The sequence below is a fragment of the Sphingomonas sp. genome (genome assembly GCF_965200135.1).
Taxonomy (GTDB): domain Bacteria; phylum Pseudomonadota; class Alphaproteobacteria; order Sphingomonadales; family Sphingomonadaceae; genus Sphingomonas.
In genome coordinates this window covers 1-14296 of sequence record NZ_CBDATK010000002.1, presented here as the reverse complement: position 1 = coordinate 14296, position 14296 = coordinate 1, and the positions used below count along the sequence as shown (strand labels likewise).

Genomic DNA, 14296 nt, shown 5'->3' with positions numbered 1-14296 from the left:
CGCGTTTCACGACTGGCTCGCCGGGTAGGTCAGGGCAGCGGACGCCACGCCTCGTCATGCGGCAGGGGCGCGAAGAACGGGTCGGTGTCGGCCAGCGGCGCCCATCGCGGCGCGTTGTCCCTGTCGACCAGCAGCGCGCGGACGCCCTCGCGGAAATCGGGAAAGCGGATGGCGCGGACGATCAGCGCATATTCCATCCGCATCTCGTCTGCGAAGCGCGGCTGGCTGGGGCTCTCGACCAGCAGCCGCAGCGAGATCGCGCATGCGGTGGGGGACTTGGCGCGGATCGTGGCGGCGGTCTCCGCTGCCCATGGGTCCGACTCCGCGTCCAGGCTGGCGAGGATGGCGGGCAGCGTGTCGGCGGCGAAGCAGCGGTCGATCAGCGGCAGCCGCGCGAGGATCGGGATCGGCGGCAGCTCGTCCGCCTCCGCCTCGTCCAGGATCGCCTCGGCGCGATACGGATCGGCGATCAGCCGCGCCTTGACCTCGTCGAGCCGCGTCGACGCGATGTAATGCGTCGCGAGGCGGAGCTTGCGGCACTCCGCCCCCGACAACCGCGCGCCGGTCAGTGCCAGATACTGGCCGAGCCGCCCGCGCAGCCGCGATAGATAACGCCCGCCGCCGACATCGGGAAAGATGCCGATCGTCGTCTCCGGCATCGCAAACACCGTGCGCTCGGTCGCGACGCGGTAACGGCACGGGCAGGCGATGCCGACGCCGCCGCCCATCGTCACCCCGTCCATGAACGCGACGCCGGGCTTCGGGAACGCGTACATCAGGTGGTTGAGCCGGTATTCCTCGAAGAAGAACGCGCGTGCGGCCGGCTCGTCGCCAACGACCGCGCCGGCGATCGTCACCACGTCGCCGCCGGCGCAGAAGCCCCTGGACAGTTTGGGATCGCCGTCCGGCGACGGCGCGTGGTCGATCAGAATCAGGCTTAGATCGGGATCGGTGCGCCACTCCTGCAACGCCGCCGTCATCCGACGCACCATCGACAGGTCGAGGCTGTGCAGCGCCCTCGGCCGGTTGAGGCGCAGACGCCCGACGGCGCCGTCGTGGGTGGCGATGATCGTGTCCGTCGTCATCCCGGCGACCGGACCATGCGCGCTTCGCGACAGGCGACGGACTCGAGCCGGCTCACTGCCGCGTCAGCTCCCGCCCGACGATCATCCGCATCACCTGGTTGGTGCCCTCCAGGATCGAATGGACGCGCAGGTCGCGCCAGAACCGCTCGATCGGATAATCGCGCAGATAGCCATAGCCGCCGTGCAGCTGCAACGCGCGGTCGACGATGCTCGACCCGTTGTCGGTCGCCAGCCGCTTCGCCATCGCCGAGAAACGCGATTTGTCCGGCGCATTGGCGGTGACCTTCGCGGCGGCAAGATACAGCAGCGCACGCGACGCCTCCAGATCGGTCGCCATGTCGGCGAGCGTGAATTGCGTGTTCTGGAAGTCCGCCACCGCTTGGCCGAACTGATGCCGTTCCTTGGTATATTTGATCGACTCGTCCAGGCACCGCTGCGCGCCACCCAGCGAACAGGCGCCGATGTTGAGCCGGCCGCCGTCCAGCCCCATCATCGCGATCCGGAACCCCTCGCCCTCCGCGCCGACCAGGTTGGCGGCGGGGACGCGGCAATCCTCGAAGATCACCTGCGCGGTCGGCGAAGCGTTCCAGCCGAGCTTCTTCTCGGGCGCGCCGAACGACAGGCCGGGCGTGTCCTTCTCGACCACGAGGCAGCTGATGCCCTTCGACTTTTCGTCGCTAGTGCGGACCATGCAGACATAGACGTCGTTGTAGCCGGCGCCCGAGATGAACTGCTTGGTGCCGTTGATGACGTATTCGTCGCCCCCAGGCCCTTTAACGCGCCGCGCGACGGTCTTGAGCGCGGCGGCGTCGGAGCCGGAGCCGGGCTCGGTCAGGCAATAGCTGCCTATCTTCGCCATCCCGACCAGATCGGGCAGGAAGCGGTCCTTGATCGCCTGCCCGCCGAAGCGATCGATCATCCACGTCGCCATGTTGTGGATCGAGATGAACGCGCTCGTCGCGGGACAGCCATAGGCCATCGCCTCCATGATGAGCGCCGCCTCCAGCCGCCCGAGCCCGATCCCGCCCGACTCCTCCGCGACATAGATCGCGCCGAAGCCCAGCTCGCCCGCCGCCTTCCACACGTCGACCGGATAGTGCGCGGTCTCATCCCACTCGGCCGCGAACGGCGTGATCCGCTCGGCGGTAAAACGCTGCGCCAGCGCCTGAATCTCGCGCTGGTCGTCGGTGAGGTCGAATTGAGTCATGCCACGCTGCTGCCCGCGTCGCCCCAATGCGTCAACCGGGCGTCAGCGTGTCGAGCACCTCGCGCACGCGGGCGAGCCGGGCGGCAGGGTCTTCGATCCGTTCTGCCAACAGCAGGCGACCACCCTTGTCCGTCAGCCCGGCCGCCGCCGCGTCGCCGGCGAAGTCCCGGCGTGGCGTGAAGGCGATCGCGGCGGGACCGGCGTCGATCTTCGCGACCCGCGCGTCGGCGGCGGCGAGGCGGATGGCGGCGTGGTCGAACAGCGCCTGCGCCTCTGCCGGTGCCGGACCGAAGCGATCCTCAAGCTCGGCCGCGAACGCGTCGAGCCCCGCCTGATCGGCGATCCGCGCGAGGCGGACGTAAAGCGTGATCCGCGCCTCCGCTTCCGGCACCCAGGCGGCGGGCCAGCGCCCCGTATCGCCCAGGTTGAGCTCGGGCGTCCAGCGGTCGACCGCCTCGCCGCGCGCGGCGCGCAGCGCGGCGACCAGCAGGAACTGATAGAGGTCGACCCCGATCAGCTTCATGTGCCCGGCCTGCTCGTCGCCGACCAGATCGCCCGCGCCGCGCAGATCTAGGTCGCGCGCGGCGATCGCGAAGCCGGCGCCCAGCCGGTCGAACGCGGCGAGCGTCTTCAGCCGCTTCACCGTCGCATCCGCGATCGGGTGATCGGGGTCGGTCAGCAGCAACACCTGCCCGCGCCGACTGCCGCGCCCGACACGACCACGCAGTTGATGCAGCTGCGACAGGCCGAAGCGGTCGGCGCGCCACACGATCATGGTGTTGGCGCGCGGCACGTCCAGTCCCGCCTCGATGATGTTGGTGGCGAGCAGCACGTCGCCACCGCCCGCGTCCGGTCCTTGCGCGAACGACACCATCGCCTCGTCGATGTCGCCGACCGGCATCTTGCCATGCGCCTCGACCAGCGTCAGCTCGGGCACCAGCGTCCGCAGCCGCTCGCCGATCGGCGCCATGTCCTCGATCCGGCTGACGACGACGAAGCTCTGCCCGCCGCGTCCCTGTTCACGGAGCAGCGCGGTGCGGACGGTGGTGTCGTCCCATTCGGCGATGGCGGTGCGAATCGGCTGACGCCGTGCGGGCGGCGTGGCGATGATCGACAGCTGCTGGAGCCCGACCAGCGCGGTCCGCAGCGTGCGCGGAATCGGCGTCGCGGACAGCGACAGCGCGTGTGCCGCTCCGCCGCCGAGCGCGCGTAGCTTCGCCTTGTCGGCGGTGCCGAAGCGCTGTTCCTCGTCGATCACCACCAGCCCGAGGTTTTTGTAGGCGACGCCCTTCGCGGCCACCGCGCCGGTGCCGATCACGACGCCGATCGAGCCGTCCGCCAGCCCCGCCCTGACGCGCTTCTTCTCCGCCGCATTCGACAATCGCGACAGGCCCGCGACCTCGATGCCGGTGCCCTCGAACCGGCGGCCGAAGGTCTCCAGATGCTGGCGGACGAGCACGGTGGTCGGCGCCGCGATCGCGACCTGGGCGCCGGCGAGCGCGGTCAGCCCGGCGGCGCGCAGCGCGACCTCCGTCTTGCCATAACCGACGTCGCCGATGACCAGCCGGTCCATCGGCTTGCCGCTCGCGAGATCGGTCCGCGCCGCCGCGATGGCGCGGGCCTGATCGGGAGTCTCCGTAAAGGCGAAGCCGGCGGCGAACCGCTCGTACGCGGCGGCGTCGGGCACCAGCTTGGGCGCTGTCCGCGCGTCACGTTCGGCGGCGAGGCGGGTCAGCGCGCGCGCGCTCTCGGCGATCGCGGCGGCGATCTGGCCGCGACGCTTTTGCCAGCTCGATCCGTCGAGCCGGTCGAGCGTCACGGCGTCGCCGTCCGCGCCGTAGCGCCACAGCCGGTCGGCCTCGCCCACCGGCACCAGCCGGCGGTCGTCGCCCGCGTAGCGCAATGCGATCGCGTCTCCGTCCGGCAGTTCCTCGAGTCCGTCGACCACGCCGATGCCGAAGTCCTCGTGGACGACGGTGTCGCCGATCCGCAGCTCGGTCGCCTGCTGCGCGAAGGGATCGGCGGCGGCGCCCGTATCGGCGGTGAGTGCGCGGCTGCCGATCAGGTCGGCGGCGGCGATAACGGTCAGCCCGTCCGCGCGCCAGCCCCGCTCGACCGGCATCACCAGCGTCGACAGCGTGCCGGGCGCGGCGGCGAGCGCGGCGGTCCAGCCGTCGACCGGCTGCGCCTCGCGTTTCAACGTTGCCGCCACACGCGCGCCGAGGAAGCGCAGGTCGCGCTGCGATCCCGCCAGCAGGATACGCTCGCCGGCGTCCAGCAAGGGTTTGGCGAAGGTCGCGAAGGCGCGCGCGGGATTGCGGCGTTCGACGAAGCGCGGGACCGGCTCGCCCGCCTCCGGCCGTTCGATCGTGCGATCGGCCAGCGCCCCGTCCCACGCCGCGACGTCGAGTACGCCGGTGCGGCCCTTCACCTCGCGGGCAAGGACGACGAGGCGGTCGCGACGCTCCTCCGCGCCCGGATCGAGCAGCACCGTCGCGTCAGGCAGGTGCGCGAACAGCGTCACGCCGTCGGCGATGTCCGGCTCGCAGAGGCGCCCGACCTCCAGCCGCTCGATCTCGGCGGTGGCGAGCTGCGTCGCGGGATCATAGCGCCGGATCGCGGTGACCGCCCCGTCGCCGACCTCGATCCGCGCCGGTGCGCCCAGGTCGGCGGGGAACACGTCCACCGTCGCGCCGTGCGCGGCCATCTCGCCCGGCTCGTCGACACGCTCATCGGGGATGTAGCCGATCTCCGCCAACGTCGCCGCAAAGGCGACCGCGTCGATCGCGTCACCGACCGCGACGGCGGGTGCCGCCACACCATAGGACTCGGGCGAGCCCTGACACCGCGCCGCCGCCTCGGCGGTGGTGACCAGCGCCACGCGGGCGCCGGCGTCGCGGGCCATGAAGACGCGATGCAGCGCGGCGACGCGACGACCGATGTTCGCGGGCGACGCCGGGCTGACGTCGCCGGGCAACGCATCCGACGAGGGCAAATGCAGCACGCGCGCGGCGGGCGCGGCGGCGGTCAGCGCGGCGGCGACCGCCTCCGCGCGTTGCTCGTCGACCAGAACCAGCAGCACGTCGTGCACGTCCAGCAATTCCGCCGCCCGTGCGGCGACCGCGCCGACCGACGCCATTTCGATGCCTGCCAATCCGACCTCCCGTTCGCGCCGACAAACGGGGGTCACGGCGGCGCGTTCCGGTAGTCGGGGGCAAAACCGCGCCCCTGCAACCTGCGTCAATCAATCAGGCGATCAGCGGCCGACTGGCACCCATAGCCGGCGGCCATCCGCCTCGACCGACCCCAGGCGGATGCCGAACACCCGGGCGAGGTTGTCGGGGGTCAGCACCGCGCCTGCCGCGCCGGCGGCGACGATCCGGCCGCGATCCAGCAGCACCGCGTCGTCGGCGGCGAGCTGCGCCTGGATCAGGTCGTGGACGACGACGACCACCGCCGCGCCCGCCGCCGCGACGGCGCGCAGCCTGACGACGAGGTCGGCCTGATGCGCGGGATCGAGTGCGGCGAGCGGCTCGTCGGCGAGCAGGAAGCGCGGCGCGCCCGCCAGCACGCGCGCCAACAGGACGCGCGCGCGCTCGCCGCCCGACAGCGTGGCGATGCCGCGATCGGCGAAGTCGGTGGTGGCCGTGGCGGTCATCGCCTGCGCGATCGCAGCCGCGTCGTCGGTCGCCGAGGTCGCGTGGGGATGGCGCCCGAGCGCGACCACGTCGGCGACGCGCATGTTCCAGTGGACGGCGGCGTCCTGCGGCAGATAGCCGATCAGCCGGGCCCGCTCGCGCGGCGGCAGGCCGGCGACGTTCGTCCCATCCGCCTCGATCCTGCCGTCCGCACGGATCAGCCCGGCGGCGGCGCGCAGCAGCGTCGACTTGCCTGCGCCGTTGGGGCCGAGCACGGCGGTGACGCGGCCGGGCGCAAAGGCGCAGGTCACGCCGTCGAGCAGCAGCGCGCTCCCCGTGCGAACCGTCACGTCGGCGAGCGTCAGCGCCATTCGCGCCCCGCCCCTCGCCACAACAGCGCCAGAAAAAACGGCGCGCCGATCAGCGCGGTGACGATGCCCAGCCGCACCTCCCCCGCGCCGGGCGCCAGCCGGCACAGGCTGTCGGCGGCGAGCAACAGCGCCGCCCCGCCGAGCGCGCTCGGGAGCAGCAACGCGCCGGGCCGCGCGCCGACCAGCGGGCGCAGCAGATGCGGCACGATCAGCCCGACGAAGCCGATCACCCCCGTCGCCGCGACGCCCGCGCCGACCACCAGCCCCGCGCCCGCGATCACCAGACCCTGCGTCCGCGCCAGCGACACGCCCAGCGACCGCGCCGCCTCCTCGCCCAGCGCCAGCGCGTCGAGCGCACGGCGGGTGGCGAGCAACAGCGCGCCGCCGACCAGCATCGCCGGTGCGGCCCGCGCGACGTCGGGCCAGCCGCGATCGGTCAGCGCGCCGGTCAGCCAGTCGATCACCTCCGCGATGGCATAGGGATTGGGCGCGAGCGCGATCAGCAGCGCGGTCAGCGCACCGGCGAGGCTCGCGAGCACCGTGCCCGCGAGCACCAGCGTCACCGCCCCCGCCGCGCGCCACGCCAGCGCCGCGAGCAGCGCCATCGCGCCCATCGCGCCTGCCATCGCCGCGACGAAGCCGCCGGTCGCGCCCGCCCCCGCCAGGATCGCCGCGACGGCACCGAGCGCGGCGGTCGACGACACGCCGAGCACCGCCGGATCGGCGAGCGGGTTGCGGAGGAACCCCTGCAACACCGCGCCCGACAGCCCGAGCGACGCGCCGAGCAGCAACCCGAGCACCGCGCGCGGCAACCTCAGTTCCAGCACGATGCGGCCGACCGGGTCGGTGCCGAACCAGTCGGCGGGCGCGACCCACGCCTTCCCGGCGGCGAGCGACAGCACGAACAGCGCCACGACCAGCGCGGCGAGGATCAGCGTGCGCTTCACCCGAGCGACGCCCTGATCGCGCGCAACCGGGTCAGCGCAGGCACGATCGCCGGGCCGCCGCAATTGACGAGCGTGCGCGGGAAGGACGCCTGCGGCACGTGCGGGAGGAGATCGCGGCGCAGCACGGCGCTACGACCGCCCTCGTCGGGCGCGATCACGACGGCGGGCGGTCGCGCGGCGAGCAGCTCCAGCGGTACCCGGCCGCTGTAGGTCAGGCCGTAGCCGGCGGCGGCATTGCGGAACCCGGCGCGGCGGAGCAGCTCGTCGAGCAGCGTGCCCGAACCGTTGGCGAGGTCGCCCGAGATGTAGAGAAGGGCGCTCAACTCCTTCCCGGCACGGGGAGGAGGACCGCGACGCGACGCGCCGGGGTGGAGGGGGCGGGCGGCAAGCGCTTCGTTTCCCATCGCACCCCCTTCCCGTACCGGGGAGGATTTGAAGGCGTTCTCGATCTCTACCGCCAACGCCTCCCCCCGATCCCGCTCCCCCAAAACCGCCGCGACCTCACGCACCTGCGCGATGCTCGCGGCGACCGTGGTCGGCGAGTCGAGATACACCACCCGCAACCCCGCCGCCGCATAGGCCTGCCGCGTCGCGGGCAGCGTGAAGGACGACGCGAGCACCAGCGCGGGGCGGAGCGCGATCACCTCCTCCGCCGTCCCTGCCGTCGCGCGATAGCGTCGCGCGACGGCAGGCGGGATCGAGCTGGCGGCGGGGTCCTGCGAATAATGGCTGATCGCCGCGATCCGCTCAGGCGCGAGGCGAACGAGCAGCGCGTCGGCGCAGGGGTTCACCGACACGATCCCGCCCCGCGTCGCGGGCGGCGCCTGACAGCCCGCGACGACGAGCGACAGGGCCGCCGCGACCCTCAATCCAGCCGCACCCGAACGCCGCCATAGGCCGCGCGGCCATAGGTGCCGTAACCCGCCGCCGTCTGGTAGCGCTCGTTCGCGACGTTATCGACGCGGCCATAGACCTCGATCCGTTCGCCGAGCGGCAGCGACGCGCGCACTGACGCCAGCGCATATCCGTCCAGCCGGACGCTGTTGGCGGCGTTGTCGAAACTGTCGCCCACCATCGTCACCGTTCCGCCGACGCGCAGGCCGAAGGGGAAGCGGTAATCGGCATCGACGCTCGCCGTCTCGTGCGGCCGCCGCGCCAGGTCGCGCCCGAAGTTCGCGCCGGGCGAGCGGTTCTGCGCGTCGATATAGCTGACGTTGCCGGTCAGCGTCAGCGCGTCGCTCGGCCGCAGCGCCAGTTCCACCTCGACGCCATCGGCGCGGGTGCGCGCGATGTTGTCGTACAGCCCGAAGGGTTGCGCGGCGCATTCCGCGCCGACACAGCTGCGGAAGTCGATCTGGTTCTTCGTCCGGCGGTTGAAATAGGTCACACCGACGCTCGCCCGCCCGTCGAGCAGCCGCTGCTGGACGCCGGCGTCGAAGCTCCGCGCCGTCTCCGGCTCCAGCCCCAAATTCCCGTAGAAGGAATAAAGCTGGTACAAGGTCGGTGCCTTGAACCCCTCGCCGTAACTCGCGCGCAGCGTCGTGCCGGAGCCGAGCGCCAGCGCCGCGTCGCCGCCCAGCGTCGTGTGGCCGCCGAACGTGTCATGATCGTCGTAGCGGATACCGCCGGTCAGCGTCAGCGGCTGGACCGGCTTGACGATCGCCTGGCCATAGACGCTGGTGATGCCGGTATCGGCGAAGATCGAGCCGTCGTTGAAGCGGCTGTTCTCGCGCTCCGCCCCGGCGACGACGCGCACCGCGTCCGACGCGCGGAAGTCGCCCTGATATTCGTATCGCTCCGACCGGCCGCGCGCGATCGAGGAGAAGAACGGGTCGAAATTGTCGCGGTCGATATCGGCGATCGTGAACGCGATGCGGTTGCGGAACCGGCCCTCGGCGAGGTCGGCATGAACCCCGGCATAGCCGTACAGTTCCTGCGTCGTCCCCGACTGCGGCCCGTCGGCGGGGCCGAACGGCGGCGCGTCCGCGAAGCCGTCGTAGCGCAGGTGGCTGTCGGCGTAATAGCCGCGCAGGTCGATGCCGATGCCCTCGGCGATCTCCAGCCCGATGCGGCCGGTGGCGCCGATCTGGCGATAGCCGTCGCGCTCGGTGCCGCTCGCCGCCGACGAGATGCCGTCGGTGCGGAGGCAGCCGGCGGTCAGCGACCCCGACAGCGCGCCGGTGCGGCCGGACAGGCCGGCGGTGGCATAGGCCTGATCCGCATAGCCATATTCGGCGCTCGCCCGTGCCTTGACCGCACCGTCCGCGAGCTGCGCGGGGTCGGCGGTAAGGACGTTGACGACGCCGCCGATCGCCTGGCTGCCCCACGGCACCGACCCCGGCCCGCGCAGCACCTCGACCCGCTCGACCGAGGCGGCGAGCAGGTTGGCGAAATCGAACCCGCCGCCGGTCGACGACGGATCGTTGACGCGGATGCCGTCGATCACGACCAGCGTCTGGTCACCCTCCGCGCCTCTGATCCGCAACGTGGTCAAGCCGCCGACCGAGCCGTTGCGGCTGACGGTGACGCCGGGCGTGGTGGCGAGCAGGTCCGCGACGGAGACGGTCTGGCGCCGGTCGATCTCGGCGCGGTCGATCACGGTGACCGCCTGTCCGGTCTCGGACGCCTGCTGCGGCACGCGCCGGGCGGTGACGATAACGGGCAGGCGGGTGCCGGCCGGATCGACGTCGCAAAGGTCGCACGCCTCGGCCGGGGTCTGACCCGAATACTCGGGAACGAACGCCGCCGTCTGCGCGCGGGCGGGCGGAACGAGCGCCAGCGCGCTTGCCAGCACCGGTGCGGCGGCAAGCCAGGTGAAGCGGCGGGCTCCTGCTCGTGCAGGAACATGGAAGAGAAGATCGGACAACGGACATACCTTCGGTGCGCGAGCGGCCACAGCGGACGCTCTTCGGCGTCGCTCGCGCGAGGTTGCCCTCGTCCGCCCGCCACACCCCGTGCGCGCGAAGGATCGACCGTGACGGGCAGGTCTCCTGGCTTCCGGGTCGCCGCGTTCGTGCCGCCTTCCCGGAGCGGACCCCAGTGGCATCGTGGCACGACCGCTATCCGGTCACAGTTGCGGGGGCAGCGCCGGCCTGGCCTGAAAGGCACCGGACTTCCCTTTTGAGCCCGTCGCCGGGCACCCGTCACGGCCGCGCCTGTAGGCTCAACGCGGGCGCAGGCGCAACCCCAGCCACAGCGTGCGCGGCGTCGCGCGCTCGATCACACCGGCTGCGGGAATGCCCGCCTCGACACGCGTGTCCGTGACGTTCTCGCCGCGCAGCTCCACCGCCAGCGCGCCGGTGAGCGGCACCGCCAGATAGGCGTCCAGCGTCGTCGCCGGTGCCAGCGTCCGCGTATTGGCGTCGTCCTCGAACTGTCGCGCCTGATGCCGCAGCGTCAGCGCGGCGGCGGTCGCGTCGTGCCGCCAGTCGAGCGTCGCCGACAGCTGATCGCGCGCCACCTGCGCCGGGCGCAACCCGTCCAGCGCCGCCGCCGTGCCCGACGCCTCGACGCGCGCGTCGGTGTGCGCCCACGACAGCCGCGCGCCGACCGCGCCGGGCCGCCACTCGGCATCGACCTCGACACCCCGGCTGCGGATCGCGTCGAGGTTGCGGCGGACGCGATAGACGCCCGCGACGAAACCGACCTGCGGAAACATGCCCGGCCCCTGCCCCGCCGTGACGTTGGCGATCGCGCCGGTCAGGCGGTTGTCGAAGACCGTCGCCGCCAGCCGCGCGCCATGAAGCGGGCGCAGCTCGGCACCCGCCTCCACCCCGTCGAGATGCTCGGGCGTCAGGCCAGCGTTGGCGGCGGTCGCGTCCGCCCCCGCACGAAACGGCCGATACAGCTCGTTCAACGTCGGCAGGCGCCAGCCGCGATAGGCGGCGGCGCGCAGGCTGAGCGGCGACGCGACCCGCCACGCCAGCCCCGCGCGTCCGGTCGCCTCCGTGCCCGACCGGTCCGGATAGCGCGCGTCGGTCAGCGTCGCGCCGGTCGCTAGCGTCTGCTCGGACAGGAAACCGTCCGCGATCGTCCAGCGATCGACCCGCCCGCCCGCCGTGACGGTCAGCGCGCCGCGCTCCAGACTGCCGTCGGCGAACAGCCCCGCCGTCCGGTTCTCGCCCCCCGCCACGCGCCGCCGGGTCGGTGCACCGGCGACGAAGGTGAACAGCTCCTGCGTCCGCCCCTCCACGTCGCGCAGATCGGCGCCAAGCCGGAGCGTCACGCCGGTCCCGAGCGGCGGCTGCACCTCGATCCGCGCGCCCAGCCCTGTCGCGGGCGTGTTGTACTGGTCCAGCGTCGGCGTCGCTGTCGTGCGCGCCGCGTTGATCGCCGCGAAGCGCGACGCGAAGGTCCGCGTCTGGAGATAGGCGAGCGCCGACCACGCCCACCGCCCGCGTCCGACCACCCTGGCGCTGGCATCCGCGCCCTCGCTGCGGTTGTCGGTGAACGCCGTGCCGCGCTCGCGCCGGTCGGTGAAGCCGCTGGCGTTGACCTGCAGCTCGGTCGTCCCGAGCGACAGCACGGTCCGCGCCGCGATCGAGCCCTGTTCATAGGGTGCCGGCCGGTCGACCGGGCCGCGCTGGACCACCGGCACGAACCCGTCGCCGCGCGCATAGGCCGCCGACAGCGTCGCGAACCCGCCCGGCCGTACCAGCGCCGTACCCGCCGAGACGTCGAGCGAATCGCGGCTGCCATAGCTCAGGCGGGCGCTCGGCCCCTCCGGCCCGGCGCTGTCGATCTCCAACGTCCCCGCCAGCGCGCCCGGCCCCGCCACGCCGCTGCCGCCGCCGCGCGTCACGCGGATGCGGCCGAGCCGGTCGGGCGCATAGGCGGGGAACGCGACCCAACCGCCGAACGGGTCCGCCTGCGGCACCCCGTCGACCAGCAGCACCACGCGGCTCGCCGCATTGCCGCCGAGCCCGCGCAAGGTGATGCCCTGGCTGGTCGGGTTGGCCGAACGCGAGTCCGACCGCCGGAACTGTTGCAGCCCGGCGACGTCGGCGAGCACCGACTCCAGCCGGTCGGCGGGGTTCGCGGCGATCGTCGCCCGATCGACCGTGACGATGTCGAACGCCCGATCGCCCGGCGCATCGTCCAGCCCACGGCCGGTGACGACCACCTCCGGCGTCGTCTGGGCCGCCGCCATGGCCGGGCCAAGTGCGAGGATGGGCCCGAGGATGGGGATGAGGAGAGTGTGTCGCACGGCGGGCTCCCTCACCGATGCCCCGACCGCGTGCAACAACATAAGGCGGTGGCTCGTTCAGCCGCACACATCTGGAGAAGACCATTGAGCATCCTCGGCACGATCTTCGGCAAGATCTTCCATCCCGGTCAGGCACCGGCGGCGGCCCCCGCCGCGCCGCAGCCGCAGCCCGCCCCGACCGCAGCCGACGCCGGTGCCGCCGCCGGCGCGGCGATGGGCGCCGCCGTCGTGCAGCAGGCGCCCGCCGCGCAGCCGGTCGACGTCGAGGCGGTGCTGACGCAGATGGCCGCGACCAAGCCCGGCCATGGCGGCAACTGGAAGACCTCGATCGTCGATCTGCTCAAGCTGCTCGACCTCGACTCGAGCCTCGCCGCGCGCAAGGAACTGGCGCAGGAGCTGGGTGTCCATGCCGGCGACGACGGCACCGCCGAACAGAACATCGCGCTCAGCAAGGCGGTGTGGAAGAAGCTGGCGGAAAACGGCGGCAAGGTGCCCGCCGACCTGCGCGACTGATGGTGCCGGGCCGGGGCGTTAGCGTTCCCGGCCCTACCCGGCCAGTTCCTTCAGCGGGGTCGCCGCATCGGCGAGCGCGGCAGGATCGACGACGCTGCGCTCGACGACCAGCCGCCGGCCCTGCACATAGTCGCGCGTCGCGTTGACGCAGTCGAGCGCGATGACCGCGCCGCCCTTTAGGTAGACGACCGAGAAACTGCGTGCGGCGGGACTGCCGCGCACGACGAGACGGTCGTAGCCGATCGACAGCCCGACCGTCTGCAACTTCAGATCATATTGGTGCGACCAGAACCACGGCACCGCGTCGTAATCGACGGGCATGCCGGTCAGCGCCTTCGCGACCACCGCCGCCTGATCGGTCGCGTTCTGGACCGACTCGAGCCGGATGGCGGCACCATCGGCGAACCCGTTGGCGTGGAGCGCGCAATCGCCGATCGCGAACACGTCCACCAGCGACGTGCGGCACCGGCCATCGACCGCGACACCGTTATCGCCGTCCGCCCCCGCCGCCAGCAACGGCGCCACCGCCGGCTGGATGCCGATGCCGACCACCACCATCTCGCATGCCAGCACCTCGCCATCGGCCAGCCGGACGCCGGCGACATAACCGTCGCGCTCTTCGATGCACGCCACCCGCGCTTCGAGCCGCACCTCGACGCCATGGGCGCGGTGTTCGGCCTCGTAAAAGCGCGATAGCGGCTCGCCCGCGACGCGCGCCAGCACGCGGTCCAGCGCTTCCAGCACGATCACCCGCTTGCCCGCCTTCGCCAGCACCGCCGCCGCCTCCAGCCCGATATAGCCGCCGCCGATCACCACCGCACCGGCGACACCCGCCATTTCCGCGCGCATCCGGTCGGCATCGGCGCGCGTGCGAACGGTGTGGACGCCGACCAGATCATGGCCGGAACAGACCAGCCGGCGCGGCGCGCCGCCGGTGGCCCAGATCAGGTGGCGATAGCCGAGCGTCTCGCCGGTGTCGGTCGCGACCGTGTGCGCCACCGGGTCCATCGTCGTCACCCGCCGCCCGAGCAGCAACGCGACGTCGCGCTCCGCCCAAAACGCCACCGGGCGGATCAGCAGCCGCTCGAAGCTCTTGTCGCCCGACAGATACTCCTTGGACAGCGGCGGACGCTCATAGGGCGGGTCGGGCTCGTCGCCGACGATCGCGATCGAGCCGGCGAACTTCTGCTGGCGCAGCGCGATCGCAGCCTGGGCGCCGCCATGCCCGGCACCGACGATGAGGACATCGTAAGCTGTCATCGCGCGGCGGTAGCGCCGACCGGGGTGGTCGGGCAAGCCGCGCTCCGTCCTCACCGGGCGGCGGCGTCC

The 14296-nt window shown here is 72.5% G+C and carries 10 protein-coding genes and 1 riboswitch; of the genes, 1 reads left to right on the top strand and 9 read right to left on the bottom strand.

Features of this window, described 5'->3' with window-relative positions:
- Positions 1-29: 29 nt before the first annotated feature.
- The 8 genes from ACOFKS_RS00530 to ACOFKS_RS00495 all read right to left on the bottom strand — a co-directional run bounded on the left by ACOFKS_RS00530 (position 30) and on the right by ACOFKS_RS00495 (position 12397).
- Complete coding sequence (locus tag ACOFKS_RS00530; protein WP_419807298.1) at positions 30-1085, bottom strand: enoyl-CoA hydratase/isomerase family protein; 1056 nt, start codon at positions 1083-1085, stop codon at positions 30-32.
- Between the two features lie 52 nt (positions 1086-1137).
- Positions 1138-2292, bottom strand: coding sequence for an acyl-CoA dehydrogenase family protein (locus ACOFKS_RS00525; RefSeq protein WP_419807297.1), 1155 nt, complete (start codon positions 2290-2292; stop codon positions 1138-1140).
- 31 nt (positions 2293-2323) lie between these two features.
- Positions 2324-5431, bottom strand: coding sequence for a DEAD/DEAH box helicase (locus tag ACOFKS_RS00520; RefSeq protein ID WP_419807524.1), 3108 nt, complete (start codon positions 5429-5431; stop codon positions 2324-2326).
- Between the two features lie 117 nt (positions 5432-5548).
- On the bottom strand, positions 5549-6301 hold the full coding sequence (locus tag ACOFKS_RS00515; protein ID WP_419807296.1) for an ABC transporter ATP-binding protein: 753 nt from the start codon (positions 6299-6301) through the stop codon (positions 5549-5551).
- Positions 6292-7248, bottom strand: coding sequence for a FecCD family ABC transporter permease (locus ACOFKS_RS00510; RefSeq protein WP_419807295.1), 957 nt, complete (start codon positions 7246-7248; stop codon positions 6292-6294). Before ACOFKS_RS00510 ends, ACOFKS_RS00515 begins: the two co-directional genes overlap by 10 nt.
- Positions 7245-8117 (bottom strand): ABC transporter substrate-binding protein, encoded by an 873-nt coding sequence (locus ACOFKS_RS00505; RefSeq protein ID WP_419807294.1) that lies wholly within the window; start codon positions 8115-8117, stop codon positions 7245-7247. Before ACOFKS_RS00505 ends, ACOFKS_RS00510 begins: the two co-directional genes overlap by 4 nt.
- Positions 8114-10114 (bottom strand): TonB-dependent receptor plug domain-containing protein, encoded by a 2001-nt coding sequence (locus ACOFKS_RS00500; protein ID WP_419807293.1) that lies wholly within the window; start codon positions 10112-10114, stop codon positions 8114-8116. Before ACOFKS_RS00500 ends, ACOFKS_RS00505 begins: the two co-directional genes overlap by 4 nt.
- A gap of 96 nt (positions 10115-10210) precedes the next feature.
- Positions 10211-10407: riboswitch (cobalamin riboswitch) on the bottom strand.
- 4 nt (positions 10408-10411) lie between these two features.
- Entirely contained in the window at positions 10412-12397 is a 1986-nt protein-coding gene (locus ACOFKS_RS00495) for a TonB-dependent receptor (protein WP_419807523.1), read from the bottom strand.
- 141 nt (positions 12398-12538) lie between these two features.
- On the opposite strand from ACOFKS_RS00495, the gene ACOFKS_RS00490 reads away from it, so the two are divergent.
- Positions 12539-12967 carry a DUF3597 family protein gene (locus ACOFKS_RS00490; protein ID WP_419807292.1) on the top strand — a complete coding sequence of 143 codons (429 nt, stop codon included), beginning with the start codon at positions 12539-12541 and terminating at the stop codon, positions 12965-12967.
- A 33-nt stretch (positions 12968-13000) separates the two neighbouring features.
- Here ACOFKS_RS00490 and ACOFKS_RS00485 read toward each other — a convergent pair whose 3' ends face one another.
- Positions 13001-14227 carry an NAD(P)/FAD-dependent oxidoreductase gene (locus tag ACOFKS_RS00485; protein WP_419807291.1) on the bottom strand — a complete coding sequence of 409 codons (1227 nt, stop codon included), beginning with the start codon at positions 14225-14227 and terminating at the stop codon, positions 13001-13003.
- Positions 14228-14296: the final 69 nt, after the last annotated feature.

Coding starts and splice junctions, on each gene's coding strand:
- ACOFKS_RS00485 (WP_419807291.1), bottom strand. CDS start 14,227: ATGACAGCTTACGATGTCCTCATCGTCGGTGCCGGGCATGGCGGCGCC.
- ACOFKS_RS00520 (WP_419807524.1), bottom strand. CDS start 5,431: ATGGCGTCGGTCGGCGCGGTCGCCGCACGGGCGGCGGAATTGCTGGAC.
- ACOFKS_RS00525 (WP_419807297.1), bottom strand. CDS start 2,292: ATGACTCAATTCGACCTCACCGACGACCAGCGCGAGATTCAGGCGCTG.
- ACOFKS_RS00495 (WP_419807523.1), bottom strand. CDS start 12,397: ATGGCGGCGGCCCAGACGACGCCGGAGGTGGTCGTCACCGGCCGTGGG.
- ACOFKS_RS00530 (WP_419807298.1), bottom strand. CDS start 1,085: ATGACGACGGACACGATCATCGCCACCCACGACGGCGCCGTCGGGCGT.
- ACOFKS_RS00515 (WP_419807296.1), bottom strand. CDS start 6,301: ATGGCGCTGACGCTCGCCGACGTGACGGTTCGCACGGGGAGCGCGCTG.